The 25785-nt window shown below is 68.0% G+C and carries 24 protein-coding genes; 14 read left to right on the forward strand and 10 right to left on the reverse strand.

Annotation, left to right across the window (positions count from 1 at the left end; translation table 11 throughout):
* Positions 1-33: 33 nt before the first annotated feature.
* From ABD768_RS30810 to ABD768_RS30830, 5 genes are all read left to right on the forward strand, one after another.
* Positions 34-1407: an FAD-binding oxidoreductase gene (locus ABD768_RS30810; protein WP_343980345.1), complete on the forward strand. Its 1374-nt coding sequence runs from the start codon at positions 34-36 to the stop codon at positions 1405-1407.
* 150 nt (positions 1408-1557) lie between these two features.
* Positions 1558-2172 (forward strand): hypothetical protein, encoded by a 615-nt coding sequence (locus ABD768_RS30815; protein ID WP_343980348.1) that lies wholly within the window; start codon positions 1558-1560, stop codon positions 2170-2172.
* A 39-nt stretch (positions 2173-2211) separates the two neighbouring features.
* Positions 2212-2877: a two-component system response regulator CseB gene (cseB, locus tag ABD768_RS30820; RefSeq protein WP_343980351.1), complete on the forward strand. Its 666-nt coding sequence runs from the start codon at positions 2212-2214 to the stop codon at positions 2875-2877.
* Between the two features lies 1 nt (position 2878).
* Positions 2879-4123, forward strand: a complete 1245-nt coding sequence (locus ABD768_RS30825; protein WP_343980354.1) for a HAMP domain-containing sensor histidine kinase — start codon at positions 2879-2881, stop codon at positions 4121-4123.
* A gap of 81 nt (positions 4124-4204) precedes the next feature.
* Complete coding sequence (locus ABD768_RS30830; protein WP_344846481.1) at positions 4205-4627, forward strand: hypothetical protein; 423 nt, start codon at positions 4205-4207, stop codon at positions 4625-4627.
* Positions 4628-4679: 52 nt separating this feature from the next.
* On the opposite strand, the gene ABD768_RS30835 is transcribed toward ABD768_RS30830, so the two are convergent.
* The 3 genes from ABD768_RS30835 to ABD768_RS30845 all read right to left on the reverse strand — a co-directional run bounded on the left by ABD768_RS30835 (position 4680) and on the right by ABD768_RS30845 (position 10765).
* Positions 4680-8453, reverse strand: coding sequence for an endo-alpha-N-acetylgalactosaminidase family protein (locus ABD768_RS30835; RefSeq protein ID WP_344846482.1), 3774 nt, complete (start codon positions 8451-8453; stop codon positions 4680-4682).
* A gap of 249 nt (positions 8454-8702) precedes the next feature.
* A complete protein-coding gene (gene fahA, locus ABD768_RS30840) occupies positions 8703-9905 on the reverse strand; it encodes a fumarylacetoacetase (protein WP_344846484.1) in 1203 nt (400 codons plus the stop codon).
* Positions 9902-10765 carry a hypothetical protein gene (locus ABD768_RS30845; RefSeq protein ID WP_344846485.1) on the reverse strand — a complete coding sequence of 288 codons (864 nt, stop codon included), beginning with the start codon at positions 10763-10765 and terminating at the stop codon, positions 9902-9904. Before ABD768_RS30845 ends, fahA begins: the two co-directional genes overlap by 4 nt.
* Positions 10766-10834: 69 nt before the next feature.
* On the opposite strand from ABD768_RS30845, the gene ABD768_RS30850 reads away from it, so the two are divergent.
* Positions 10835-12025: a homogentisate 1,2-dioxygenase gene (locus ABD768_RS30850; RefSeq protein ID WP_344846487.1), complete on the forward strand. Its 1191-nt coding sequence runs from the start codon at positions 10835-10837 to the stop codon at positions 12023-12025.
* Between the two features lie 373 nt (positions 12026-12398).
* Here ABD768_RS30850 and ABD768_RS30855 read toward each other — a convergent pair whose 3' ends face one another.
* Both ABD768_RS30855 and ABD768_RS30860 read right to left on the reverse strand, forming a co-directional pair.
* The gene (locus ABD768_RS30855; protein ID WP_344846488.1) at positions 12399-12860 is read right to left on the reverse strand and encodes an NUDIX domain-containing protein; all 462 of its coding nucleotides are present in this window, start codon (positions 12858-12860) and stop codon (positions 12399-12401) included.
* A gap of 40 nt (positions 12861-12900) precedes the next feature.
* Positions 12901-13485, reverse strand: coding sequence for a TetR/AcrR family transcriptional regulator (locus ABD768_RS30860; RefSeq protein WP_344846490.1), 585 nt, complete (start codon positions 13483-13485; stop codon positions 12901-12903).
* Positions 13486-13589: 104 nt separating this feature from the next.
* On the opposite strand from ABD768_RS30860, the gene ABD768_RS30865 reads away from it, so the two are divergent.
* Complete coding sequence (locus ABD768_RS30865; RefSeq protein WP_344846492.1) at positions 13590-14666, forward strand: saccharopine dehydrogenase family protein; 1077 nt, start codon at positions 13590-13592, stop codon at positions 14664-14666.
* A gap of 8 nt (positions 14667-14674) precedes the next feature.
* Here ABD768_RS30865 and ABD768_RS30870 read toward each other — a convergent pair whose 3' ends face one another.
* Positions 14675-15304, reverse strand: a complete 630-nt coding sequence (locus ABD768_RS30870; RefSeq protein WP_344846493.1) for a nucleotidyltransferase family protein — start codon at positions 15302-15304, stop codon at positions 14675-14677.
* A gap of 182 nt (positions 15305-15486) precedes the next feature.
* Here ABD768_RS30870 and ABD768_RS30875 point away from each other — a divergent pair, with 182 nt between their 5' ends.
* Positions 15487-16053: a dihydrofolate reductase family protein gene (locus ABD768_RS30875; RefSeq protein ID WP_344846495.1), complete on the forward strand. Its 567-nt coding sequence runs from the start codon at positions 15487-15489 to the stop codon at positions 16051-16053.
* A 41-nt stretch (positions 16054-16094) separates the two neighbouring features.
* Here the strand turns inward: ABD768_RS30875 and ABD768_RS30880 are convergent, their stop codons facing one another.
* Positions 16095-16496 (reverse strand): VOC family protein, encoded by a 402-nt coding sequence (locus tag ABD768_RS30880; protein ID WP_344846497.1) that lies wholly within the window; start codon positions 16494-16496, stop codon positions 16095-16097.
* 178 nt (positions 16497-16674) lie between these two features.
* Here ABD768_RS30880 and ABD768_RS30885 point away from each other — a divergent pair, with 178 nt between their 5' ends.
* Positions 16675-17301 carry a hypothetical protein gene (locus ABD768_RS30885; protein WP_344846498.1) on the forward strand — a complete coding sequence of 209 codons (627 nt, stop codon included), beginning with the start codon at positions 16675-16677 and terminating at the stop codon, positions 17299-17301.
* Here the strand turns inward: ABD768_RS30885 and ABD768_RS30890 are convergent.
* Entirely contained in the window at positions 17298-18086 is a 789-nt protein-coding gene (locus ABD768_RS30890; RefSeq protein ID WP_343980383.1) for a polysaccharide deacetylase family protein, read from the reverse strand. The genes ABD768_RS30885 and ABD768_RS30890 overlap by 4 nt on opposite strands.
* Before the next feature lie 158 nt (positions 18087-18244).
* On the opposite strand from ABD768_RS30890, the gene ABD768_RS30895 reads away from it, so the two are divergent.
* Positions 18245-20146: a bifunctional metallophosphatase/5'-nucleotidase gene (locus ABD768_RS30895; RefSeq protein WP_344846500.1), complete on the forward strand. Its 1902-nt coding sequence runs from the start codon at positions 18245-18247 to the stop codon at positions 20144-20146.
* A 27-nt stretch (positions 20147-20173) separates the two neighbouring features.
* Here the strand turns inward: ABD768_RS30895 and ABD768_RS30900 are convergent, their stop codons facing one another.
* Together ABD768_RS30900 and ABD768_RS30905 are read right to left on the reverse strand one after the other, a co-directional pair.
* Positions 20174-20437 (reverse strand): PLDc N-terminal domain-containing protein, encoded by a 264-nt coding sequence (locus ABD768_RS30900; RefSeq protein ID WP_344846502.1) that lies wholly within the window; start codon positions 20435-20437, stop codon positions 20174-20176.
* Positions 20437-21774 carry a M1 family metallopeptidase gene (locus ABD768_RS30905; RefSeq protein ID WP_344846503.1) on the reverse strand — a complete coding sequence of 446 codons (1338 nt, stop codon included), beginning with the start codon at positions 21772-21774 and terminating at the stop codon, positions 20437-20439. The genes ABD768_RS30900 and ABD768_RS30905 overlap by 1 nt, the downstream gene beginning before the upstream one ends.
* Positions 21775-22288: 514 nt before the next feature.
* On the opposite strand from ABD768_RS30905, the gene ABD768_RS30910 reads away from it, so the two are divergent.
* The 4 genes from ABD768_RS30910 (at position 22289) to ABD768_RS30925 (ending at position 25781) form a co-directional block, all read left to right on the forward strand.
* On the forward strand, positions 22289-23479 hold the full coding sequence (locus tag ABD768_RS30910; protein ID WP_344846505.1) for a sensor histidine kinase: 1191 nt from the start codon (positions 22289-22291) through the stop codon (positions 23477-23479).
* Positions 23479-24147: a response regulator gene (locus ABD768_RS30915; protein ID WP_344846506.1), complete on the forward strand. Its 669-nt coding sequence runs from the start codon at positions 23479-23481 to the stop codon at positions 24145-24147. The genes ABD768_RS30910 and ABD768_RS30915 overlap by 1 nt, the downstream gene beginning before the upstream one ends.
* A 93-nt stretch (positions 24148-24240) precedes the next feature.
* Complete coding sequence (locus ABD768_RS30920; protein ID WP_344846508.1) at positions 24241-25026, forward strand: FadR/GntR family transcriptional regulator; 786 nt, start codon at positions 24241-24243, stop codon at positions 25024-25026.
* Positions 25023-25781 (forward strand): creatininase family protein, encoded by a 759-nt coding sequence (locus tag ABD768_RS30925; RefSeq protein ID WP_344846509.1) that lies wholly within the window; start codon positions 25023-25025, stop codon positions 25779-25781. Before ABD768_RS30920 ends, ABD768_RS30925 begins: the two co-directional genes overlap by 4 nt.
* Positions 25782-25785 lie beyond the last annotated feature (4 nt).

The following is a 25785-nucleotide window of genomic DNA, read 5'->3' on the forward strand; positions in this document are numbered from 1 at the left end:
CACACAACAAAAAAACCGCTTAGGCTCCTGGATATGAACGATCTAGTCGAGCGCCTTCGGCAAGTACTGCCGCCGGAGGCGCTGGTGACCGACCAGGACCGGATCCAGAGCTACCGGTACGACCGGGCGATGTTCTGCCCGGCCGGTGAGCCGATCGCGGTGGTGCTCGCGCGGGAGACGGCCCACGTCGTGGCGGCGGTGAAGATCGCCGCCGACGCGGGCGTCCCGGTCGTGCCCCAAGGTGCCCGCTCTGGGCTGTCCGGCGCGGCCAACGCGATCGAGGGCTGCCTGGTCATCTCGCTCGAGAAGATGGACAAGATCCTCGAGATCGAGACCGTCGACCGGTACGTCGTGACGCAGCCGGGCGTGTTCAACGCCGTGCTGTCCCGCGCGGTCGCCGAGCAGGGCCTGTTCTACCCGCCCGACCCGTCGAGCTGGGAGTTCTGCTCGATCGGCGGCAACCTGTCGACCAACTCGGGCGGCCTGTGCTGCGTGAAGTACGGCGTGACGACCGACTACGTGCTCGGCCTCGAGGTGGTACTGGCCGACGGCCAGGTCCTGCGCACCGGCCGCCGCACCGTCAAGGGGGTCGCGGGCTACGACCTCACCAAGCTGATCGTCGGCAGCGAGGGCACCCTCGGCATCATCACCGAGGCAACGCTCGCGTTGCGCCCGGAGGCAGCCCGGCCGCGCACGATGGCCGCGCTGTTCGACTCGGGCCGGACGGCCGGCGAGGCGATCGTCGAGATCATCCGCAGCGGGGTCTCGCTGTCGCTGCTGGAGATCATGGACCGGACCACGATCATGGCGGTCAACAGCTACAAGCGGATGGACCTGCCGACCGAGGCCGCGGCGATGCTGATCGCCCAGTCCGACGCCGGTGGGGAGGCCGGCGCCGCCGATGTGGCGACGGTGGCCAAGCTCTGCCGCCAGTACGGCGCGATCGAGTGCATCGAGGCGGACGACCCGGCCGAGGGCGAGCTCCTGCTGGAGGCCCGGCGGGCGGCTCTGGTCGCGCTGGACCAGCTCGGGACGACGATGATCGACGACGTCTGCGTACCGCGCTCGCGGCTGGCCGACTTCATCAGCGCGGTCGAGCAGATCTCGCTCGACCTGGACATCACCATCGGCGTGCTGGGCCACGCGGGCGACGGCAACATGCATCCGACCGTGGTGTTCGACGCGGAGGATCCGGACCAGGCGGCCCGGGCCCAGGCGGCGTTCGACAAGGTGATGGAGGTCGGTCTTGAGCTCGGCGGCACGATCACCGGCGAGCACGGGATCGGGATGCTGAAGCGCGACTGGCTGGTCGAGGAGATCGGCCCGGTGGCGGTCTCCGTGCACCGCGCGATCAAGGCCGCGCTGGACCCGAAAAACGTCCTCAATCCGGGCAAGGTGGTTTCGTGAGGGTTCTTTCATCTTCTGTGACTGAACCGCAACGCAACTGCCGGGGCCATTGGACGTTCATGGCCGTCGAATGTGACGTGCCGGCCGCACTATGGAAGGCAGTTGTCTGAAACCGGGGGGAACACCGTGAGGCGAGGCAGGAGGTCACCTATGCGAGCACGGCAGTTGCTGCCCGCCGCACTGGCGCTGGCCGTCCTCGTCGTCGCCTCCGGCTGCGCCAACGGCTCCGGCCTGCGGGTCGAGGGCGCCGATCCGGCCACCACCTCGGCGACGCCATCGGTGAGCACCAACAACGGTTTCGCCCCGTCCGTGACGCCGTCGCCGAAGACGGGCCGGATCGCCCAGTCGGCGATGACGCTGGAGCAGGTGCGCGACAGCTTGCAGGTCGACAAGGGCCTCGACCCGTACATGGCCAAGATCGTCGGCAACTGCTCGATCGTCGCGCGCTGTCTGACCCGGGGCGTCGCCGTCGACGTGATGAAGAGCGGCACGCCGCAGCTGGTGGTGCTGGTCCACACGGTCGACAACTTCGTCTTCGGAGCCGTTCTGATGGCCGACTCGCCGAAGGGACCGCGCCGGGTTTGGAGTTTGAAGGCCGATCAGTTGAAGATCAGTCCCAGCCAGCAGGGCGACCTGGTGGTCGAGACACAGATATTCGCGCTGACCGACAGGCCCTGTTGCCCGTCCGGACGTCGCGTCGAGGTCTACCGTTGGGCCGGTGGTCGGATGACCAAGGTGAGCTCGACGGATCAAAAGGGAGACTGAACTTCAGTGGTACCGGAAGAACCGGCAGCGCGCATTCTCATGGTCGAGGACGACGCGGTGATCCGTGAGGCGACCCAGTTGACCCTGGAACGCCATGGCTACGACGTCACGACGGCCGAGGACGGCCTCGAGGCGATCGAGAGTTTCGAGAAGATCCATCCGGACGCGGTGATGCTGGACATCATGCTGCCCGGTCTGGACGGCATCTCCGTATGCCGCCGGATCCGGGAGACCAGCACGGTCCCGATCGTGATGGTGTCCGCCCGCGGTGACGCGCTGGACGTCGTGCTCGGGCTGGAGGCCGGCGCGGACGACTACGTCACCAAGCCGTTCGACACCCAGGTACTGGTGGCCCGGCTGCGCGCGGTGATGCGGCGGGCGGTGGCCGATCCTGAGCGGCCGACTCCGGCCACTGGCGCGACCGTGGAGTCGTTCGGCGACCTGGAGCTGGATCGCGAGGCACTGGAGGTGCGCAGGGCCGGTACGACGGTCCAGCTCACCCCGACCGAGCTGAAGCTGCTGATCGAGTTCGCGAACAACCCGGGCGTCGTGCTGAGCAGGTCGACCCTGCTGCAACGCGTCTGGGACTACGAGTGGGGCGGCGACGGCCGCCTGGTCGACGTCCACCTGCAGCGGCTCCGGACCAAGATCGGCGCCGACCGGATCGAGACGGTTCGCGGATTCGGATACAAGCTGCGGGCCTGATGTGGGGCTCAGGAGCAAGCTCGGCCTGATCTTCGTACTGGTGTCGTCGCTGGCGATTCTGGTGTTGTGCGTTGCGGTCTACACCCAGGCCCAGTCGGCCCGGCTGGACCGCACGCGCAGCTTCGCCGACGAGCGGATCCAGGCTGCCGCGGAGAGCTACGACCGCAGCGAAGTACCGGTGTTCGGGGCGCGGCTGGACGATCCCGATCTGCCGCCGCCGCTGCGCGACGCGGTGATGAACGGCAAGCGCGCCACCTTCAAGACGGCCGCGCCGAACGCCAAGATGTGGGCCGCGGTCGGGGTCAAGAACGGCCGCATCCTGTCGATCGTGCAGGACTACGACGTCAACGACCCGTCGATGAACGCCCTGCGCCGCGCCCTGATCCTGGGCGGCATCGGCACGGTCGCGCTGGTCGCCCTGGGCAGCGTCATCGCCGCAGGCAGCCTGTCCCGCCGGATCGTGGCAGTGGCCGGTACTGCGCGCCGCATCGCCGCGGGTGATCTCGACGCCTCGGCGGCCGGCGCGGCCGGCAAAGGCAAGGACGAAGTACAGGCGCTGGCGACAGCTCTGGACACGATGGCCAGCTCCCTGCGCGGCCAACTCGAAGCAGAGCGGCGATTCACCGCCGACGTCGCCCACGACCTCCGTACGCCGGTCACCGGCCTGCTGACCGCCGCCGAACTGTTGCCACCCGGCCGGCCCAGCGAGCTCGTACGTGACCGCGCCAAGGTCCTGCGGCGACTGGTCGAGGACCTGCTCGAGATCGCCCGGTTCGACTCGGGCGTCGAGCAGGCCGACCTGGAGCACGTCGGGCTCGGCGCCTTCGTCGGGTCGGCCGTCGGGCGCCTGCGGATGCAGCAGTCGCTCGCCCCGGACAGCGTCGTCGTGCACCGGCTCGGCCGGGAGGAGACGATCTCCACCGATTCGCGCCGGATCGAGCGGATCCTGGCGAACCTGATCGTCAACGGACTGCGGCACGGCCGCCCGCCGGTCGAGGTGACCGTCCAGGGCCGGACCATCGAAGTGGTGGACCACGGCAACGGGTATCCCGAGGAATTGATTGCCGAGGGCCCCCGTCGGTTCAGGTCCGGGGTGGCCGAGCGAGGAGTCGGGCACGGCCTCGGGCTGACCATCGCGGCCGGTCACGCGAAGGTGCTCGGCGCCGAGCTGACCTTCGGCATCGCGCCCGGCGGCGGGGCCTGTGCCCGCCTGGTTCTGCCCGATAGTCCTGAGACGGAGTCGTAACACAACCTTTCGCGAAGTGGCGGCGTCTCCACTGTGTCGGGTTCACCAGAACCCCATACACACGAGGGGAAATCACCAATCATGCGCACTCGCTCTCTGGTCGTTCGTCGCTCCGCCGCCGTTGTCGCAGGCATCGCTCTGGCCGCCGGTGGGGTCGGCATCGCCGGCGCCCTGCAGGCCAGCGCGGCACCGAACCAGACCACCACCGTCTCCACCACGGTCGCGGCCAAGCCGGCCATCACGATCAAGTCGGACAAGGCCACCGCGAAGGCGTGGGCGAAGGTCTCCTTCACCGGCAAGACCACCGCGATCGCCAAGGGCTCGGTCGTCCAGGTCCAGCGCCTGCAGGCCGGCAAGTGGGTCAACTTCCCGGCCACCACCAAGGTGACCAGCAAGTCGACCTACTCGGTCTGGGTGCAGAGCGGCCGCGTCGGTGTCAACAAGTTCCGCGTCGTCACCGCCAAGGCGACCTCCGCGGCCGTCTCGGTCAACATCACCAAGTGAGACAAGGAAAAGCGGCGCCGAACTCGGGGGAGTCGGCGCCGCTTTTCTTGTTCTACTTGACGCCGTAGACGTTCAGCTCGGCAGCAGAGCCGAACACCGCGCCGTTCAGGGAGCTCGTACCGACGAACTTCACATAGCGGCCGGCCTTCGGGGTGAAGTCGAGCCGCTGGACGGCGGTCGAGTTGGGGAACTGGCCGGTCTTCACCGGCGTACCCCAGTTCTGCCCGTCCGTACTGACGTAGAGCTCGTAGCCCTTGAACATCCCGTTCGTCCCACTCTGCCGCGGCAGGTAGCTGAACCCGTTCACCTGGTACGCCGTACCGAGATCCAGCGTGATGTGATGCGGATAAGTGGCCGGCGTGGACACCTCCGACCAGGCCGAATGCCAAATGGTGGAAGGGTTTCCGTCCAAGGCCTCCGTCGCGGCGCCACCTGTGGCAACATCCTCGCTGCTGACGTCGGCCACCGTGATCCGCGACTGCGGCACGATCCCCGGCGGCAGCAACGTCGCCTCGGCCGAGGTGCTGGCCTGGCCGCCCGTTGCCGAGAGCGGGTACTTGCCCTCCGGCGTACCGGCCGGCGGAGTGACGGACCAATTCGTGGTCACGCTGGCGCCGGCGGCAACCGTCGCGTGGGTGGCCGGAGTCGTCGCGGTGACCGTCCAGCCCGCCGGTGCGGTGAGCGCCAGCGTGATGTTGCTGACAGCAACCACATCGTTGTTGGTGAAGGTGCTGACGACGGTGTTCTCCTCGCCGGAGACCATGCCGTTCAGGCCGGCGCCGGACAGGCTCAGCGAAGTACAGTCTGCTGCTTGGCTCGAGGCACCGAGATCCGTGACGGCGAAGTCGTCGATCACGAAGTCGGCCTGGTCGCCCCCGGACGAGAGCTTGCGCAGCCCGACCCAGTAGTCGCCGCCGCAACCGGCCACGAACTCCTGGCTGAACGTCGCCTTGGTCCGCTGGACTCCGATCGGAGTCGCCTTCACCTCGACGGAGTCCGGGCGATCCACCCCCTGCACCCAGGTGTACTGGCCGGCCACGCCGTTCTCGTAGTCGAAGCTGACCTTGTACTTGTGGCCCGGCGTGAAGGGAACCGTCGCCGGGGTCGTCCGGTAGACGAGGCCCTCGTTCTCCTCATGGGACTTCAGTGACCAGTCACCGTCGAGCACGTCGTCGACGAGCTTCCCGTTCCAGCCGGCTTGCGTGTACGGCGCGTGCTTCTTGGCCAGTACGGTCCGCGGGTCCGTCGTGCCACCGGCATCGCCCTTCACGAACGGTCCCCAGCCCTGGTCGACGTTCTCGAAGTCGTCGACGAGTCCGGCCGCCGGGCGCTTGGTCTCCACCACTCGTACGTCGTCCAGCCGGACCTTGGCCGCACCGGCGACGGCTCCGATCCTGAGCTCAGCGGTCGTGCCGGTGGCCTCGAAGACCACGCGCGCGCGTTGGTAGTACAGGTCCTGCTTGTCGTCCGAGGCGACCCGGTTCATCGCGGTCGAGCGATTGACGACGACCGAGGTGCCGTTGACGTCCAGCGTTGTTGCGCGTGACTTCCCGGGCTCGACCTCGATCCAGGCGGAGGCGCTGTAGGTGCGGCCGGGGGTGAGGTCGCGGATGCGCTGGTTGAGCGTGGTCGCCCCGGCGCCGAGTTCGGCGACGTGCTGACCGTTCTCGAGGGTGGTGATCGAGGCGTCGCCGGTCGGCTTCCAGGCGCGCAGGTCACCGGCGTTGAAGCCAGGGTCCTCGAGGTGGCTGCCCTGGCCCCACTGCGGGTCGGCGAGGCGCGGGGCCTGGGTCGGGTACAGGACGTACGGCTGTCCGGCTTGCGCCGTCAGCGTGATGGAGCCGTTGCGGACGGGCGCGGTACCGATGCGGACGCGGCCGGTATCGGTCAGCTTGTAGACGGTGAAGCGGTCGGTGGTGAAGGCCGACGGGACCTGCCAGGTGGTCGTGCCGCCGGCCGGGTTGTAGTGGTAGAGCTTCTTGTTGCCGTCCCAGGGCAGCAGGTACTTGTCACCGTCGAGCACCTTCGCGTCGCCGACGCTGAGGCTGCGCTTGCCGTTGGCGACGGCTCCGCTGATCCCGCCGGTGAAGATGATCTGGTCGGCGTTCCAGTCGACGATCTTCTGCTGCTGGAGGAACTTGGCCGACAGGTTCTTCTGCCAGATGTTGGCGTAGAACTTGTTCCAGTCGGTCTCGCCGGTCCAGCCCTCGAACTCGACGATCGACGACTGGCCGAGGATCGGGTCGGCGTTCCAGACGTCCTTCTCGTGGTTGCGGACGAACCGGATGATCTTGCTGTTGAGCCCCTTGTTGGTGGGACCGCCGTAGTCCAGGTCGTTGGCCCAGTGCGACCACAGCGAGGTGCGCTCGTGCCGGTCGGCCCATTCGGTGGCGATCTGCCAGCCCTGGTCGGCCAGCTGCCGGGTGAGGCCGTCGGCGAGCCAGCCGGACTGGTAGTACACGTCGATGTACAGCTCCTGCAGGTTCTTGTCCGTCTCGTCACGCAACTGCTGGAACCGCTTGACGATGTTGCCGGAGGCAAGGTCCGGGCGCTGCTTGATGTAGTAGCTCTGGTTCAGCCAGTTCCAGCCCTTGCTGGTCTTGTCGACCAGGTCCTCGCTGAACGCGTTCGCCTCGGGGTACGACTCGGTCGCGTTCACGTGGACGCCGAACGCGGCGTTGTAGTCCTTGCCCTGCTTCAGCAGCGTGTTGAGGTCGGTGAGTCCACCGGCCCGGAGGTTGTAGTTGCCGCCGTAGTCCGGGTGTGCCGAGTCATGGCCTTCCGAGCCGTAGCCCTTGAGCAGCGCCATCTGGCCGAGGCCGTCGGTCGCGAGGGAGATCCGCTTGACGTCGTCCAGCGTGCGCAGGAACGGGTGCGTCGCCTGGCTGGCGAAGTTGAACGGGATGTGGGTGATCACCCGGTCCTTGACCTGGTCGCCACCCTTCGGCTCGACCATGATCGAGCGGAACGCGATCGCGCCGTCCTGCCAGTCGACGGTCTTGTCGTTGTTCGCGTCCGGCGTCACCACGACCTTGGCCCAGGGCAGCGGCTCGGTGTACGGCGAGGTGTCGGCGCGGTAGGTCCACTGACCACTCCACACGCCGACCCGGCTGGTCCCGTCGGCCGCCTTGCGGGCCTGGTGCCAGAACCGTGCGCCGTCGTCGACGGATTGGCCGGACGGCTTGTCGTAGGTCGAGTTGGACTCGATGCCGGCGGCGAGGCCGCTCGTGTTCACGAACGCGTACGCCGCTCCGGTGGCGGTCGGCTCCGCTGCTGTCGCGGCGGTGACCGGGGTGATCTTGTCCGCGGTCCGGGTGGAGTCGGGGTCGAGCGTGGTGAACGCGGTGGTCGCGCCCGGGTCGGTGCTGTTTACGGAGACCAGGTCTTGGTTGGGGATGTCGAGGGTGTTCACCCGGCTGGTCGCGGTGTCGCGGATGGCGTCGATGCTGAAGGTGGTCACCCGGCCGGTCAGCGCGAGGCTGGCGTCGAGCTCGACGCCGGGGAGGGCGTCGAAGGCCAGCTTGTACTGCGCTTTGGCGGTGGTCACGGTCGGCGGTTCGGTCAGGTGGGCCGCGCGGGCGACTCCGTTGACGGTGATGGTCGAGATCGCTTCGGGCTGGCCGCCGAGTTGCTGGCCGGTGGTGTTGTCGGCGTACCGGATGACGCGGGGGAAATCGGTGGCGACGGTGACGGTGAGCTCGGGTGAGATGAGCGTGCGGTCGGTCGCGGCGGTGGGGCCGGCGGTTGCCGCTGAGGGCGGCACCACGACGAGCAGGCCGGCGGTCAGCGCGGCTGCCGCTAAGGACGGAAGTACGGGTCGAGACACGGTAGGACTCCTGACGGGCGGGTCACTGTGTCACGGATTCTGCGTACATAACCGCTAATTAGTCAAGAGAAACGAACACTAATGAACAAGATTGGTGAACGATTAAGCGTGCACGACAGCCAGCCGCAGACCGGCTGCGCCGGTCTGCGGCTGGGGTGGCGCTTGTGTCGAGCCGGGTGGGTGGCTCGGGCGGGCTGATCGGCCGGGTGGTTTGGCCGGGCGGTTCAGCCGGTGGTTGGGGCGGGTGGTTCAGACGGCCGGAAGGATGCGGCCGGTGACGGCGCCGAGGGGGATCTGGGTGCCGTCGGATGCGGTGGCGGTGGCGGTGATAGTGACTTCGTCGCCGTCTTGGAGGAAGGTGCGGTCTTCGCCCTTGACGGTGACGGGCTCGCGGCCGCCCCAGCTGAGTTCGAGGAAGGAGCCGCGCTGGTTCTTGTCGGCGCCGGAGACGGTGCCGGAGGCGTACAGGTCGCCGGTGCGGACCGAGGCGCCGTTGACCGAGAGGTGGGCCAGCATCTGGGCTGCGGACCAGTACATCTCGCGGTAGGGCGGGCTGCTGACCAGCTCGCCGTTCCAGTAGACCTCGAAGGTGATGTCGAGGTTGGTGAGGCGATCGCTTGCCAGGTACGGGAGTACGGGCGGCTTTTGTTCGTGCAGGGCGACCTCGGCCGATTCGAGCGCCTCCAGCGGGACGACCCACGGGGAGATCGACGTGGCGAACGACTTGCCGAGGAACGGGCCGAGCGGGACGTACTCCCACGCCTGGATGTCGCGTGCGGACCAGTCGTTGAGCAGCACCACGCCGTACACGTGATACCTGAAGTCCTCGACCCCGACGCGACTGCCGAGCTGGGACGGCTTGCCGACGACGTACCCGAGCTCCACCTCGATGTCGAGCCGTTGCGACGGTCCGTACGCCGGGTTGTCGTCGGCCGGCGCCTTGCGCTGACCGCTCGGGCGGACGATGTCGGTGCCGCTGACGATGACCGTGCCGGCGCGGCCGTGGTACCCGACCGGTAGGTGCTTCCAGTTCGGCAGCAGCGGCTCGGCGTCGGGGCGGAACAGCCTGCCCACGTTGCTCGCGTGGTGCTCGGAGGCGTAGAAGTCGACGTAATCGGCGACCTCGAACGGGAGCAGCATCGTCACCTGCGACCGCGGGATCAGATGCGGCTCGACGGCGTCGCGGTTGTTCTCGTTGCGGACCAGGTCGAGCAGCCACTCGCGGGTCGCGTGCCAGGCGGGCCGGCCTTGCGCGAGGAACGCGTTCAGCGTCGGCTGGGTGAAGACCTGCGCGCCGTCGAGCATCTGCGCCGACGCGACCGGGGCGAGATCGATCACCTGGTCGCCGATCGCCGCGCCCACCCTCGGCTCCTCGTCGCCGGTCCGGAAGACGCCCAGCGGCAGGGTCTCCGGTCCGAACGCTGCGTTCGCGGGGATGTCGATCCAGGTCACGAGGTCTCCAAGAGCTTCAGTGCGGTCAAGTCGTGGCGGGGTTCGTCGATGCTGCAGGAGCCGAAGCTGGTGAACCAGCGCCGGGTTCCTTTGGCCTGCTCCTCGGTGAGTTGCGCGGCTCGGGCGGCAAGGGCTTCACCGTCGCGGTTCTCCAGTACTGCTGCGATGTCGTCCTGGCCGGCGCCGTCGAGTGAGGCGCGGGTGGCGAGCAGGACGTTGAGGAAGCCGTGGTGCTCGAAGCCGGTGTCCTCGGCCGTGTGGCGGACGGCATTGTGCAGGCCGGCCGTGCACTTGAAGGCGACCTCGCGATCGAGGCAGGAGGTGATGAAGGCGGCGACCTGGTCGGCGGTCGGGAAGAGGGAGGCGTCGAGGCCGCCGGTGCGCAGCTTCGCGTAGTACCCGGCGTCGGCGACGACGTCGAGCGCGCGCTCCCAGGCGCCGTCCAGGCCGATCTCGACGAAGGCGCTCTCCTCGTCCACGCAGTCGTCGCAGGCCCGGACCACGCGCAGCGCGTTGCGGGACAGGTCGTCCTCGTCGCGCAGCCGCACCTCGATCGACTTCACGGTGACGTCGGCCGAGCGGTCGCCGTACCGGATGGCCGGCTCGATCCCGCCGGCGCCGCCGGTGATCACGACGGAGACCTCGAGGGGTGCGGCGCCGTTGGTGCCGGCCTTCGCTGCTTCGGCGGCGACCTTCATCAGGTTGTCGTCGGTGCAGATCAGCGGGCCGACGAGTTCGGCGTACGGCGCCTGGCGGTGGGCCCGGTGCGCGGCCACGGCCTCGACCAGGGGAAGGTCGCCGGGCGGGAACATCGCCGCGTCGTCGACCAGGTGCCGGAACAGGGCAGGGATGGTTGACATGGCTCCGAGCCTAACGGATGCTTTCGGTAAGCGGACACTTGTGTTCGGATATCGGATAGGTTGGGTGTTATGGCGTACTACCGGCAGGCAGGTCAGATTCCGCCGAAGCGGCACACGCAGTTCCGCAACCCGGACGGCGGGCTGTACTACGAGGAGCTGATGGGCGAGGAGGGGTTCTCGTCGGACTCGTCGCTGCTGTACCACGCGGGCGTGCCGTCGGCGATCGTCGACTCGGTCGTCTGGGAGTTGCCGGATCTGGCGACGGTCGCGAACCATCCGCTCACGCCGCGGCATCTCAAGCTGCACGACCTCTTCGTGTCCGGCGCGGGCAACAATGTCGTCGAGCATCGCCGGTTGGTGCTCGGGAACGGTGATGTCCGGATCTCGTACGTCATCGCTTCGGAGGTCTCGCCGTACTACCGCAACGCGATCGGCGACGAGTGTGTCTACATCGAGCGCGGCTCGGCCACGGTCGAGACCGTCTTCGGAGTGCTGTCGGCGGTCGAGGGCGACTACGTGATCATCCCTCGGGCCACCACGCATCGCTGGCTGCCGGGCGCGGACGGCGTACAGGCCTATTGCATCGAGGCGAACAGCCACATCGCGCCGCCCAAGCGGTATCTGAGCCGGTTCGGGCAGTTCCTCGAGCATGCTCCGTACTGCGAGCGCGATCTGCATGCGCCGGGGTCGGTGTTCGTTGTCGAGGGCAATGATGTCGAGGTGCTGGTCAAGCATCGGGGCAACGGGGCCGGCGGCATCGTCGGCAGCCGGATGACGTACGCGACGCATCCCTTCGATGTTGTCGGCTGGGACGGTTGCCTCTACCCCTACACCTTCAACGTGAGCGACTTCGAGCCGATCACCGGCCGGATCCACCAGCCGCCACCCGTCCACCAGGTCTTCGAAGCCAACAACTTCGTCATCTGCAACTTCGTGCCGCGCAAGGTCGACTACCACCCCTTGTCGGTGCCCGTGCCCTACTACCACTCGAACGTCGACTCCGACGAGGTCATGTTCTACTGCGGCGGCGACTACGAAGCCCGCAAGGGCTCCGGCATAGCCCTGGGCTCCATCTCCCTCCACCCCGGCGGCTACGCCCACGGCCCCCAGCCGTCAGCCATCGAGGCTTCCCTAGGCGCCGAATCCTTCGAGGAGCTGGCAGTCATGGTCGACACCTTCCGCCCCTTGGAACTAGGCGAGGGCGGCGCAGCAGTCGACGACGGCGTCTACGCCTGGACCTGGGCCGGCCGCCGCCTGTAGGCACTCCCAAGCCAACCGCCCCTGGCTGGTCGCCCGGCCAGGGGTACTCCCCACGCCTGCCGCCCGCTCGCTCCTCTGTCGCTCACTCCGCGCCAGGCTCCCACCCACCCCGGTGCGCGGGCTACTTCGTCGCCCGCTTGGGTGACCACCGAGCGGGCCGGTCTTGTCGCCGAGTGCCTGTGGCTAGCCGCGCTGGCCAGTCCTCTGGCCAGGAGTACTCCTTTGCCCAACGGCCCATCGGCCCACGGCCCAACGGCGACGGCCCCAGCGAGCGGCGGCTGATGGGCCTATCTCGTGGTGCACGCGAATCGCCGGGCCGCCCGGGCCGCCGCAGTGGCTCGCGCGGGGCTGATGTTCCTGGCGGCCGGGCGCGCTAGGTCCCGAGCAGCTCTGTCAGCGGCGGTCTGATGTCGGGTGGGTATAGGCCTAGGGCGTCGAACTGGTCGGTGGCTGCCCATAGGAGTTCGAAGTGGTTGTCGGGGTTGTGGGCTTCTGCTTCGTCGCCCGACAGGACTGGCGTGCCGGTGACTTCGGTCATCAGGTAGTACGAGGCTGGTCTGCCGTTGTGGTGGCCGGTCCATAAGAGGTGGTCGATCCGGGCGGTGAGGGTGGTTTCCTCGTGTAGTTCCCGCAGGGCTGCTGCTTCGGCGGTTTCGCCTTCCTCGACGTGGCCTCCGGGGAGTACGGCGTAGTGGTGGCCGGGGCAGTCCGGGCCGGTGTGGGCGCTGGCCTCGCACATGACGCAGGCGGCAGCTGACATCTGCCGCAGGTAGCGCTTGATGACCAGTGCTCGGCGGCCGTCGGTTACTACGGCGGCTGCTCTTGGGATCGGCATACGGCGGAGGATGCCAGGGCGCTCCGACAGTTGGAGCTGGTCAGGCGTGGCGTGCAGGGAAGTCGGCGACCGTTGTCTGTAGGGACTCGAGGGTGTCGAGGACGATGTCGAAGAGTGGGCGGTCGGCTGTTTGGTCCAGCCACTCGTTGAGGGAGACGTTCAGAAGGGTCACGCTGATCTCGGCGAGCAGGGTCGCGGGGAGCGGGGCGACGCCGCGGGCGACGAAGCCGGTGTGGATGGCGTCTCGGAGAGCCGCGAGTTTGCGGAGGTTGCGTTCGCGGAGGCTTTCGTCGGTGCGGACGATCTGGCGCTTCTCGCGGAGTTCCTCGCGACGGCCTTCGAAGCGGGTTTCGGCGATCGTCTTCAGGCCCTCGACGATCAGCGTCACCGGGTCGAGCGCCGCCGGCGCGTCCGCCATCATCTGGGTCACCAGGCCCGGTACCTCCTCCTCGCCGGAGAAGAGGACCTCGCGCTTGTCGGCGAAGTGGCGGAAGAACGTGCGGGTGGTGAGCCCGGCCCGGGCGGTGATCTCGGGCACGGTGGTCGCGGCGAAGCCCTGTTCGGCGAACAGCTCCAGCGCCGCCCGCTCCAGGCGCTCACGTGCGTCCGGCTGCCATCTGCTCACGGGGCGAGTGTAGTTGATGACATGCGATGTCATCATCTTGTGTATAGTGATGACATCGCGTGTCGTCACGACGACGGCAGCAACGGTTCGACTGGAGCTGAGCAATGGGGACCGAGGTCTGGATTCTGGGCGGTACCGGCCGCAGTGGCGCTGCGATTGCGGCCGAGCTGGTGAACCGCGGCATCACGCCGGTACTGGTCGGCCGCGACGCCACGAGGCTGACGGCGGCCGCCAAGCGATTCGGCGACGGGCGGACGGTGGTGGCGGGGTCCGTGGAGGAGATGGCTGCCGAGATCCGGCGCCAGCAGCCGGCGGTGGTCATCAACACGGTCGGTCCATTCGGTACGACGGCCGCCCCGATCGCGAACGCTTGCCTCCCGGCCAGCCACTACGTCGACCTCGCCAACGACGTGGCCGCCGTGTCCACCCTGCTCGGGATGACCGAGGCCGCCGCAGCAGCGGGACGGACCTTCGTGACCGGAGCCGGGTTCGGGGTGACCGCGACCGAGAGCGTCGTCGTGAAGCTGTGCGAGGGGCGCCCGGCCCCGTCGCGCCTCCGGGTGGACATGATCCCGTCGCTGGCGGTCGAGGCGGGCGTCGTCGGGGAGGCGCTGGCGGCCGGCATTCTCAACGGCATCCCCGGCGTCGAGGGCGGCGGACGCTTTCAGGGGTGGCGGTACGAGGGTGGGCGGCTAGTGGCCGCGCGACTCGGTACCGGCGTACAGAAGCTGCTGCTGCCGGACGGCTCAACGGTCACCACCGCGAGCATGCCCCTCGGTGAACTCCTGGCCGCCCAGCGAGCCAGTGGCGCCCCGTCGGTCGACGCCGCCTCGAGCGAAGCCCCGAGCTCGCCGCTCGCCCGCGCCCTGATGCCGCTAGCCACCTCATTGCTGGCGATAGGCCCGGTACGCCGCTTCGCCATCCGTCGCCTGGCCCAACTGAAACTCAAAGCCCGCGAACGCCCCCGCGAACACTCCTGGGGCCACGCCCGAATCGAATGGCCCGACGGCGCCGTCCACGAAGGCTGGCTCCGGCTCGGCGACGCCCAGGCCTACACCGGCGCAGTCCCCGCCGAGGTAGCCCGCCGTCTACTGGCCAACGAAGGCAAACCCGGCGCCCACACCCCAGCCGCCCTCTTCGGCCCCTCCCTAGCCGAATCCTGCGGCGGCAAATACCTGTAGCTGCCGCACTACTCGGCCAGAAGGCGCCTCACCTGTTCGGGAACCGTCAGGCCCGCGACCTCTGATTGCTTGTCGGTGATCGCACGGCGTAGCAGCGGCACGTTGAGCCGAGACGCGTCGATCGCGGCGATGGTCGCATCGATGCGGTCGTGCTGCTGCCGGGAGATCATCGTGGCGAGTTGCACCTCGATCGGAACTGCCGGGACGGGCTGTCCGTGACACTTGAGCGTGTCGCGCTCGCGCCAGACCAGAGGCGAGCGGGCCTCGACCATCAGGGCGGCAACGGCGGGCACATCGATGTGGGCTAGTTCGACCTTGACGCCGTCGACGAACCACCGGCCGAAGGTCCACCGTTCACCAGCGTGCTCGAAGTGACGCGTCGGCTCTGCCGCCGTGCTCATCCAGTCCGCCGGTACGAATTCGCCGGAGACGACTGGTGTCGGCGGATCCGGCGTCGGCAGGACGCTCGCCGCGCGGGAGACGTCGTCCGCCGCGAGCAGGGCGATGTCGATGTCGCCGGGGACGATCGCCACCCCTCGGAGCGCCGTTGCCGCGCTGCCGAGCAGCATCCAGTCGATGCGGTCGCCGTTCAGCTGCTCAGCGACGAAAGCCAACGCTGTGGTCCACGGAGCGCTCATGTCGACCGAAGGTAGTAGCCGTCACCGACAATTCGCCGGCAGCCCGGTCCGGGCGAACGCCCGGGATCGGCGCAGATGCCTGGGGAAGATCTCGGGTGGGATGTCGAGACCGGCGTGGTGGCTCCGTCCCAGGGGTAGGAGCGGCCGGCCTGGTCGCTTGTCCAGGTAGCGGAGGAAGTGGCATGCGCAAGCTCGTAGTGCAGCAGTGGGTGACTGTGGACAACATCGCGGCGGAGGAGGACGGCGGCCTCAGCTTCGTGTCGGGGGAGCCGTTCTCCGAGAAGACCGATCCGGCTTTCAAGGCGAGCATGATGGGTTTCGGCGACTCGATCGACACGATGATCCTGGGCGCGAACACCTATCAGCAGGCCAAGGACTACTGGCCGTACGCCGAGGAGCAGGGTGAGTGGGGCGAGAAGGTCAACAACCTCACCAAGTACGTCGTCTCGTCGACGCTGGATGCGGCTCCCTGGGGCGGCTATCCCGCCGCGACGGTGACGCGCGAGCCGGTCGCCACCATCCGGGCACTGAAGGAGCAGGAGGGCAAGGACCTCTGGCTGTGGGGCAGCCTGAAACTGATGCACTCCCTGCTGGCCGCCGGCGTTGTCGACGAGGTACGGATGCTGGTCTGTCCGGTCTCTCGTGCCAAGGGCACCCGTGTCTTCGAGGACACCCGGAACCTGAAGGTGCTCGAAGCGACCTCCTTCGGCAACGGCCTGGTACTTCTCCGCTACGGGGTCGACAACTAGACAGACCGCCCTTGCCTTCCGGCCTGCGACGGCAGGTCAGATCAGGCGAAGTCACCCTTGGTGATGCCGTCGGGATGACCGGCCGGCCACTGCACGAGCTCGATGCGATAGCCGTCCGGGTCGGTGATCCAGCAGGTCCGCGGGCCGGGGTTCTCGACCGGCCCAGCTGCGATCCCTTTGGCGGCGAGATCCGCGCGGGTCGCGTCCAGCGACTCGACCTGAATCACCAGATGATTGATCCCGACACCGGGCCCGGCCGGGCCGGATGCCGGGTCGTGGACCAGTTCGATGGTCACGAAGTGGTCGCCGGGCAGCTGGAGCATCGTCAGAGTCCCGTACGCCGTGCCTTCGACGGTCCCGACGACCTCATAGCCGACGGCCGTATAGAACGCGAGTGACCGCTCCAACTCATTGACCCGCAACCCGACATGCAAGGTACGCATACTCGACACCGTAATACCCCAGGCGGTCGCTTCAAGCGGGCGACGAGGTAGCTCGCGCTCGGGGTGGGTGGGAGCTAGCGCGGAGGGAGCGGATGTTGCGGCCGGCGTGGGGAGTACCTGGTGGGTGTGAGGACCGTGTCGGTGGGCGGGAGGACCTGGGGGCTGAGAGGGTTGGGGGATGAGCGATCAAGTTCCGGTGCAGACGTTTGTGGTCGGCATCGATCGGGGTGCGGTGTTGCAGCGGCGGGCTGTGGTCAGCAAGGTGCAGCGGCGGGGGGCCTGGGCGACCCTGGTGATCGGTGCGTTGGGCATCGTGTTGGCGTTGTACGCGCTGTTCGCGTTCCAGGGGTCGGGGATGTGGCCGTTCTGCTTGTTGTTGATCGCGGCAATGGCTCCGTTGGTGGTCAGTACGCTGCTGGCGCTCAAGCTGGACCAGGAGCGGCAGCGGTGGTTCGCGGCCAACGAGTTGCCGCCGGTGGCGATGCGGATGTCGGCCAAGGCGCTGGAGTTGGCGTGCGAGGGCGCGGCGTACCCGGTGATCTTGCCGTGGACGGCGGTCAAGGGGTTCAAGCAGGTGAAGATCTTCGGGCAGTTCGTCCTCGAGCTGCAGTTGCAGCCCGGGATCGGGGCCACCACCGCCGGAGTACGAGGACTTGATCAGCCTGCGGTGCGTACGGTCGTGAAGCCGAGCCCGTTGCTCAAGCCGACCGGCCTGTACCTGGTCAAGGCCCTCGACCAGCCGGTCCATGTCATCGACCAGGCCCTGAAACACTTCTCGGGTGGAACGGCCTCAGTGACCAGCTAGCAGGGGAGGGCGCGGAAGGTGTAGCCGCGGGCGGTCAGCTTGGTGAGGGCCCGGTCCAGGGCTGCGACGGTCTGGGTGCGGGTGCCGCCGCCGTCGTGCATCAGGATGATCGCGCCGGGGCGGGCGCCGCGCAGGATCTCGTGCTCGATCGCCGCCGCGCCGGGCTTCTCCCAGTCGTTGGTGTCGACGTCCCAGAGGATCTGCCGCTGGTGGTTCGCCGCCGCGACCGCTGCCACCGTCGCGTTCGTGTCGCGGTACGGCGGCCGGAAGCACTTCGACTTCACCCCGCTGAAGATCTCCTCGCGGATCCGCTTCAACGGCAGATGCGTGAGCATCGGGTGGTCCCAGCTGTGGTTGCCGATGTGGTGCCCCTGGCTGCGGGCCAGCTCGACCAGCTCCGGATGCGCCGCCGCCTCGCGACCCAGGACGAAGAACGTCGCCTTCGCGTGGTGCCGGGCGAGCACGCGAAGAACCTGAGGCGTGTACGTCACCTGCGGCCCGTCGTCGAAGGTCAGGTACACCACCTTGCCGTCGTTCGTCAGCGTCCAGTCGTCCGCGGACGCGACCGCGGTCGAGCCGGTCCGCTGGCTCTTGCGCCCGGCCCGATGCACCGGCTTGGCCGTCTTCGCCACCGTCGAGATCTTCAGCGGCGGGGGCCCGGCCGGTCCGGACGCGACCAGATGGTCGGCAGAGGCCGGCGAGGAGGAAGGGCCGGCGGCCTGGGCGAGGGCAGCGACGAACAGGATGGCGGCAATCATGAAGAGTTTGCCGGGCGGCAAGGTCATTGCGGCATCCTCTCGTGTCGCAGGGGCCATCCATGCACCACCCCCGGCGTTTCGCACGTATCGTGCGTGTCGGGGCAGGCCCGGCCGGGCCCACAGGTACCGGCGGGGTGGTCCAGCAGTAGCTCAGCCAGAACCCGACGACGCGTGAGGCGACAGTGATGACGGACAGCGACCAGACGATTGCCGGTACTGGGGCCGGCGGCCCGGCGAACCAGGCAGACGGAGCGGTGGACCACAACGTGGGCAGGCGAACGGTGATCGGTGGGGCCGCCGCGGTGCTGGCCGCTGCCGGTTTCCAGGCGGCTCCGGCGTACGCCGGCAAGCCCAAGGACCCAGAAGTGGTCCGGCTCACGATCATGGGCACCACCGACCTGCACGGCAACGTCTTCAACTGGGACTACTTCAAGAACGCCGAGTACGACGACTCGGCCCACAACGACATCGGCCTGGCCAAGGTCGCGACCCTGGTGAAGGCCGTCCGGGCCCGGGTCAAGGCCACCCGGCACGCGCCCGACCCGCTGATGATCGACGCCGGCGACACCATCCAGGGCACCCCGCTGGCGTACTACTTCGCCAAGATCCAGCCCATCACCGGCGGCCACCGGCACCCGATGGCCGCGGCGATGAACGAGATCGAGTACGACGCCGCCGCGCTCGGCAACCACGAGTTCAACTACGGCCTCGACATCCTGCGCAAGTTCCAGAGCCAGCTGCACTTCCCGCTGCTCGGCGCCAACGCCCAGGACTGGACGACGGGCCTGCCGGTCTTCCCGCCGTACGTGCTGAAGAAGGTCCAGGTGCACGGCCAGGGCACGGTCACGGTCGGCATCCTCGGCCTGACCAACCCCGGCATCGCGATCTGGGACAAGGCGAACGTCGAGAACAAGGTCAAGTTCGGCGGCATCGTCGAGCTCGCCAAGGAATGGGTCCCGAAGGTCCGCGCGGCCGGTGCCGACGTCGTGATCGTCGCCGCCCACTCCGGGATGGACCTGTCCTCCTCGTACGGCGACGCGCTGCCGGTACCCGAGAACGCCTCCGTCCTGATGGCCGAGACCGTCCCCGGCATCGACGCGGTCCTGGTCGGGCACGCCCACCTCGAAATCCCGCAGCGGCTCGTGACGAACAAGGTCAGCGGCGAACAGGTCGTCCTGACCGAGCCGCTCAAGTGGGGCATGCGGCTGTCCCTGATCGACCTCGACCTGCAGAAGGTCAAGGGCAAGTGGAAGGTCCTCGCCCGGGCCAGCCAGGTGCTGAACGCGAACACGGTGATGTCCGACCCGGAGGTCGTCCGGATCCTCCAGGAGGACCACGACAAGGTCGTCGGCTACGTCAACTCCAAGATCGGCACCTGCACCCAGGCGATGTCCGCGGCGACCGCGCCCTGGGAGGACACGGCAGCGCTCGACTTCGTCAACTTCATCCAGGCCGACGCCGTCAGTAAAGCACTCGCCGGTACGCCGCAAGCCGCGCTGCCGGTGCTCGCGATCGCCGCTCCCTTCAACCGGGCGGCCGCGATCCCCGCGGGTGACGTCTCGATCCGCGATGTCGCCGGGCTGTACATCTTCGACAACACGCTGCTCGCGGTCACCATGACCGGCGCCCAGGTGAAGGACTACCTGGAGTTCTCCGCGCAGTACTTCAAGCAGGTCTCCGGCCCGGGCCCCTTCCCGGCCGACCAGGTGACCAACGCGGTGACGCCGACCGCTCCGGGCGGTACGCCGGACTACAACTACGACATCATGGGCGGGCTGACCAAGCCGCTGGCGTACAAGATCGACATCGCCAAGGCCCCCGGCGCCCGGATCACCGACCTCACCTACGACGGCGCGCCGCTGGCCGCGGACCAGCAGTTCGTCGTTGCCGTCAACAACTATCGTCAGTCCGGCGGCGGCAACTTCCCGCACGTCAAGACCGCGCCGGTGGTCTACAACCGGCAGGTCGAGATCCGTCAGCTGATGATCGACTACGTGACCGCGACCGGTGAGGTGAACCCGAACACGTTCCACACCACCGACTGGTCGCTGACCTCCAACGGCGCACCCGTGGTGGTCCCCGCCTGATCAGCGGTACGCCGAGACGTACCGCCCTCAGCGGTACGCCGACACGTATGCGTTGCGTTTGCCGATCAGGAACCAGCAGATGCTGCCGATGAAGGGGGCGATGAAGATGAAGATGATCCAGACCAGCTTCATCCCCCCGCTCATCGGTGCGCCGAGCGAACTGACCAGCGCGCCCAGTACCAGCAGGGCGTAGGCGAGCAGGAGGCCCACCAGCAGTGCGGCTCCGATCACCCCGAGGGTGTCGTTGGTCGTGCTGCTGGTGGCATGGGCGATCGCGAGGGTCGTGTTCATCAGGCTGCCTTTGCGGGAGTGCTGTGCCAGTCCGGGTGGCCCGGCATCGGTGGGGTGGTCTTGCCGTAGATCCAGCTGTCGAAGTACTGCGTGAGGTCGCGTCCGCTGACCTCGTTGGCGGTGTCGATGTAGTCCTGCGTGCTGGCGTTTCCGTCGCGGTACCGGTCGTAGAAGGTCTGCTCGATCCGCCGGAACGTCTGCTCGCCGACAATGGTGTTGAGGCCGGTGAGCATCAGCTGACCTGGTACGTCGGTGTCGAAGAGGACGGCCAGCTGGCCGTTGAGGTGGCCCATCGGGCCGAAGTCGTGGCGGGACTGCTGGTCGGATTCGTACAGGCCCTTGAGCTCGGCGTTGAGGTCGGTGAATCCGCGGGAGGCGTCGTACTTGCGTTCGTAGTACCGGGCATGGCCTTCGCTGATCCACATGTCGTCCCAGCTCTTGGGGGAGACTGCGTCGCCGAAGTACTGGTGGGTCATCTCGTGGACCAGGGTGCCTGCTTCGTCCTTGGCCGGCAGGGAGAGCGGGAGCCCGAACGTGGACAGCCCGGCCGTTTCGAGCGCGACGCCGTCGTAGATCGTCGTGAGTCCGAGGACGCCGTACTGCTCATAGGGGAACGGCCTGCCGATCTGCCTCTCCAGCCAGGCGAGTTGATGTGGGGTCTCGAGCGCGTTGGCCTGCATCGCGTCGGTGTATCGCTTGCCCTGGAACTTGGCGAGGCCGAGGTAGCTGCGGATGGGCAGGCCGTGCGGTCCGGTCTGCCGGATCTCACGGAACTTGCCGACTGCGATCGCGACGACGTCGGTCTTGATCGGGTGTTGCGTTCGGTAGACCCAGGTTGTGGTCTTCGGGTGCTTGTACTCCGCTACGAGGCGACCGCCGGCGACACCGGTGCGGTCGTTCGGGGTGGTGATGTGGATCGTGTACTGCGCCTTGTCGCTCGGGTGATCGTTGGACGGGAAGACGACGTGGCTTCGGTTCGGTTGTCCCATCACACCGAACCCGTCCGGCGTCTCGTTCCAGACCGTGAACGGGTTGGCGACTCCCGGGGGAAGGCCCAGCCCCGGTGGCACGGGATTCTGTGCCCGATCGGCGGTGTAGACGATGCGGACGGTGAACGGCAGATGCCTGTACAACGTACGCGTCGGCGTGATGGCGAGCTTCTCGCCGGCCAGCTTGTACTTGGCCTCTCGCCCGTTGACCGACACTCGCTGGATCCGTTGTCCGGCCGAGTCGACGCTGAACCGGCTCAACGACTGCGTCGCGACCGCCCGCATGGTCACCGCGCCGGGCATCTTGGTGGTACCGACCTGGTAGCCCAGACTCACGTCATAGCTCAACGCGTCATATCCACCATTCCCCAGCCCCGGAAACAACCGATCCCCCAAATCACCCGCCCCTGGCGCCGGCCCGCGTGTCACCCTCTGAGCCGGCGCCGCCTCGGCTGTCGCGAACCCGAACGGGAGCAGCAGAACAGTCGCCGTCAGCAAACCGCGTCACCCTCTTAGTTGCCATAGGCCCAGACTGCCGCGCACAGAACCCGGCCCACATCCGCCGAAAACAGCAACCTCCGTACTACCAAAGTGCTAGCCCCCCGACCCAGAAGTTCCCCCATGCCGCCCCAACTGCCCGCTCCGCCGCACTCGCCGACGCGTTCCACCACCTCGCGCAGGCCAGTTCTCCGGGCGGCCGCGCACGCACAACTCGCCCCGTGAGGTCCATGTCCCGCTCCGATGGGTGCACGCGGGCGGCCTTTGGTATGCGTGGAGAGCCGCGCCGCCGGCAGGAAGCCGGCGTCGGGAGGGTGCGTGGGCGGATGCCGGCTGGAGGAGGGCGAGGCTCTACCGTAGGTTCATGCGGCTTTCTTGGTGGGAGGGGAAGCGGTGGGTTGTTGCCTTTGACATCTTGGTGGCTGCTGGGCTGACGATCCTTCCGTTTCTGGAGGACAAGGGGCCGGCGGTGAAGGTGACCGGTGTGCTGGTCAGCGTCGTGGTGTTCGGTGGGTTTGTGGTGCGGCGGAGGCTTCCGCTTGTTGCTGTGGCGGTTACGCCGGTGGGGTTGGCGTTTCCGAGCTTGCAGATCATGGTTGCCGCCTACACCGTCGCCAGCCGGAAGGGGCTTCGGTGGCAGGCGCTTGTGTCGGCCGCGTACTGCTCGGTGGTTGTGGTGGTTTGGCCGGTGCCGCGGCGGGATGCTTATAGCTGGCCTGAGGCGCTTGCTTCTTGTGTGTTGTTCGTGGGCGCGCCGATGTTGCTCGGGCTGTGGGTCTACCAGCGCCGCGCATTGCTGCAGGCGTTGCGTGACAGGGCTGATCAGGCTGAGCGGGAGCGGGATCTTCGGGCCGAGAGTGTTGTCATCGCCGAGCGACGGAGGATTGCGCGGGAGATGCATGACGTGGTGGCGCATCGGGTCAGCGCGATCGCCCTGCAGTCGGGCGCGTTGACGATGACGGCGCCTGATGAGCACACCGAGCAGGTGGCTGAGGTGATTCGCAGGACCAGTACGACCGCGCTGACCGAGCTACGCGAGATCCTCCAGGTACTCCGTGACGAGCAGCCGGGTGAGCCGGGGCATGTCGCGCCGGCGCTGAGCGCAGTACCGGTGCTGGTCGATGACGCCCGCGCCACAGGGCTCGACGTGCACCTCGAACTGCCAGACCCGGTACCTGATCCAGCACCCGCCGCCGGCCGCGCGGCGTACCGGGTGGTGCAGGAGGCTCTCACCAACGCAGCCAAACACGCACCAGGCCAGCCGGTCAGCGTCGTCATCACCACCGACGCCGACGACCTGACGGTCGAGATCACCAACCCCCGAGCAGGCACCAACCACCCGCATCCCCGAGGCACCGCCGAGACACCGGATGGCCGGGGCGTGGGGGACACAGCGGGCGGTCGGCGTGGGGTGGAGGCGGAGGTTCCTGGGGCGGGGTTCGGGTTGGTGGGGATGCGGGAGCGGGTTTCGTTGGCGGGTGGGGTGTTGGAGGTCGGGTGGGTCGCGGAGCGGTTCCGGGTCCGGGTGGTGCTTCCGATGAAGGTGGCTGACTGATGATCAAGGTGGTGCTGCTCGATGACGAGGAACTGGTGCGGAGCGGGATCCGGCTGATTCTGCAGGCGGGTGGTGGGGCCGAGGTGGTTGCCGAGGACACCGATGGGGCGCAGGTGGTCGAGCTTGTCACGAAGTACCAGCCGGATGTGGTGCTGACCGACATCCAGATGCCGAACGTGAACGGGATCGAGGTGACTCGGTTGGTGACGGCGTTGCCTGATCCGCCGGCGGTGGTGGTGCTGACGACGTTCGACCTGGACGAGTATGTGTATGAGGCGTTGCAGGCGGGAGCGAGTGGGTTTCTGCTGAAGGACATCGCGCCGCGTGCGTTGGTGGAGGCGGTGCAGACGGTGGTTACGGGGGACGCGATGTTGTCACCGCGGATCACTCGGCGGCTGATCAACGCGTATACGGCGCGAACAGCGCCCGGTACCGGACCAGGCGGCGCGGCGGTGGGGGAGGCGGCCGAGGCGTTGGACGCGTTGACGCCTCGGGAGCGGGAGGTGGCCATCACGGTCGCGGAGGGCTTGAGCAATGCGGAGATCGCTGAGCGGTTGTCGGTGAGCGAGTCGACGGTGAAGGTGCACGTCGGGCATGTGATGGCGAAGCTCGCGGTACCGAACCGGACCAAGCTCGCGCTGCTGATCCACGACGCCGGCCTCGCCTGACGACAGCCGGCGCCTGACGGGTTGAGCGCGGCTGAGGGTTCGAGCACGCCTGAGGTCTTGACCGGGGAAGTGAGCAAGTGATTTAGTCACTTTGTGACTAACTCAACGGTGGGTGTGGCGCCCAGTCTGTCGGACCGGTTGACCGAGGCGATCCTCGGGATCATCCGGGATGCCGATCTGGGTCCGGGCGATGCGATTCCGTCGGCCCGGGAGCTGGCCAAGCGGTTCGAGCTCACCACGCCGACGATCCGCGAGGCCCTCCGCAAACTGGAGGCGACCGGAGCCGTCGAGTTCCGGCACGGCTCGGGCACGTACGTCGGCCCGACCATCAACAACGTCGTCCTCGCCAACCCGCACCGCCCACCCATCACCAAGAACTCGGTGTTGGAGTTGATAGGCGCTCGCCTGCTGATCGAACCAGCGGTAGCCGCCCAGGCTGCAAGGGTGCAGGCAACCGCCGCGCCCGCGCCTGGCGGCGCGGGCGCGGCGGAAGAAGAAGCAGCAGCCGAAGGCGAGGCGGGCTCCCATGGAGCCGGGAGCGGCGGATGGTCGTTGGAGAAGCTGGAGGCGGCGGTGACGAATGCGCTGACGCCTCCGGGTGGGCCGGCGTTTGCGCTCAACTTTCATGTGGAGTTGGCGGCCGCCAGTGGGAATCCGGTCGTGGAGGAGCTGATCGGGAGCCTGCTGAAGGTGCGGGTTCGGGAGCAGCAGCAGATCCGGCAGTTGTACGACAACCGGAAGCGGGACTACGAGGAGCACCGGGCGATCTTCGAGGCTGTGAAGAGCGGTGACGCCGCCGCGGCCGAGCAGCTGACCCGGGAGCACCTCGACCACATCCGTACCGCCATCGAGGCGGCCGCCTTCCCGGAGTTGCCATGAGCAACAAGCTTGCGGAGATGACGACCGACCAGGCCCGCGACGCCGTCCGCCTGGCGCCGCTGGTGATCATTCCGGTCGGCGCCCAGGAGCAGCACGGCGGCGGGATGGCGATGTCGACCGACACCGTCCGAGCAACCGGGCTGGCCGACCTCGTCGCCGGGCGGCTCGACGGTCGCGCGGTGATCGCACCACCGGTCAACTACGGCGTATCCCCACACCACATGGCTTTCGCCGGCACGGTGACGTTGTCCCCGGCAACCTTCCAGTCCGTACTCCGTGACGTCGTCGCCAGCCTGCACCAACACGGCTGGCGCCAGTTCCTCGTCATCACCGGCCACGGCGGCAACAACGCCGCGCTGTCGGTACTGGCCCAGGAGTACCTCCTGCAACCCGGGCTCACCTTCGCGTGGACACCCATCACGCCCTTGGTCTCCGACCTCATCGCAGGCATGGAGGTCAGTCAGGTGCACGGCCATGCAGGTGAGGCCGAGACCGCCCAGATGTTGTACCTCGCGCCCGAACTCGTCCAGGCCGAACTCCTGGAGCCCGGCGCGACCCAGCTCGACGAACTACCCCCGAAAGCCCGGCTGTCCCGGCAGGCCCAAGGTCCGCGCCTGTCCGTCGGGTTCGATGCGTACCACAAGCGTGGCGTCCTGGGTGATCCCCGACGTGCCACTGCCGAGGACGGCCGGCTCCTGGTCGAGACCGCCGCTGACCGTATCGCCGCCTTCGCCGACGAGTTGCTCTCGGCCTGACTCA

This window comes from Kribbella ginsengisoli (genome assembly GCF_039537185.1).
Lineage (GTDB): Bacteria > Actinomycetota > Actinomycetes > Propionibacteriales > Kribbellaceae > Kribbella > Kribbella koreensis.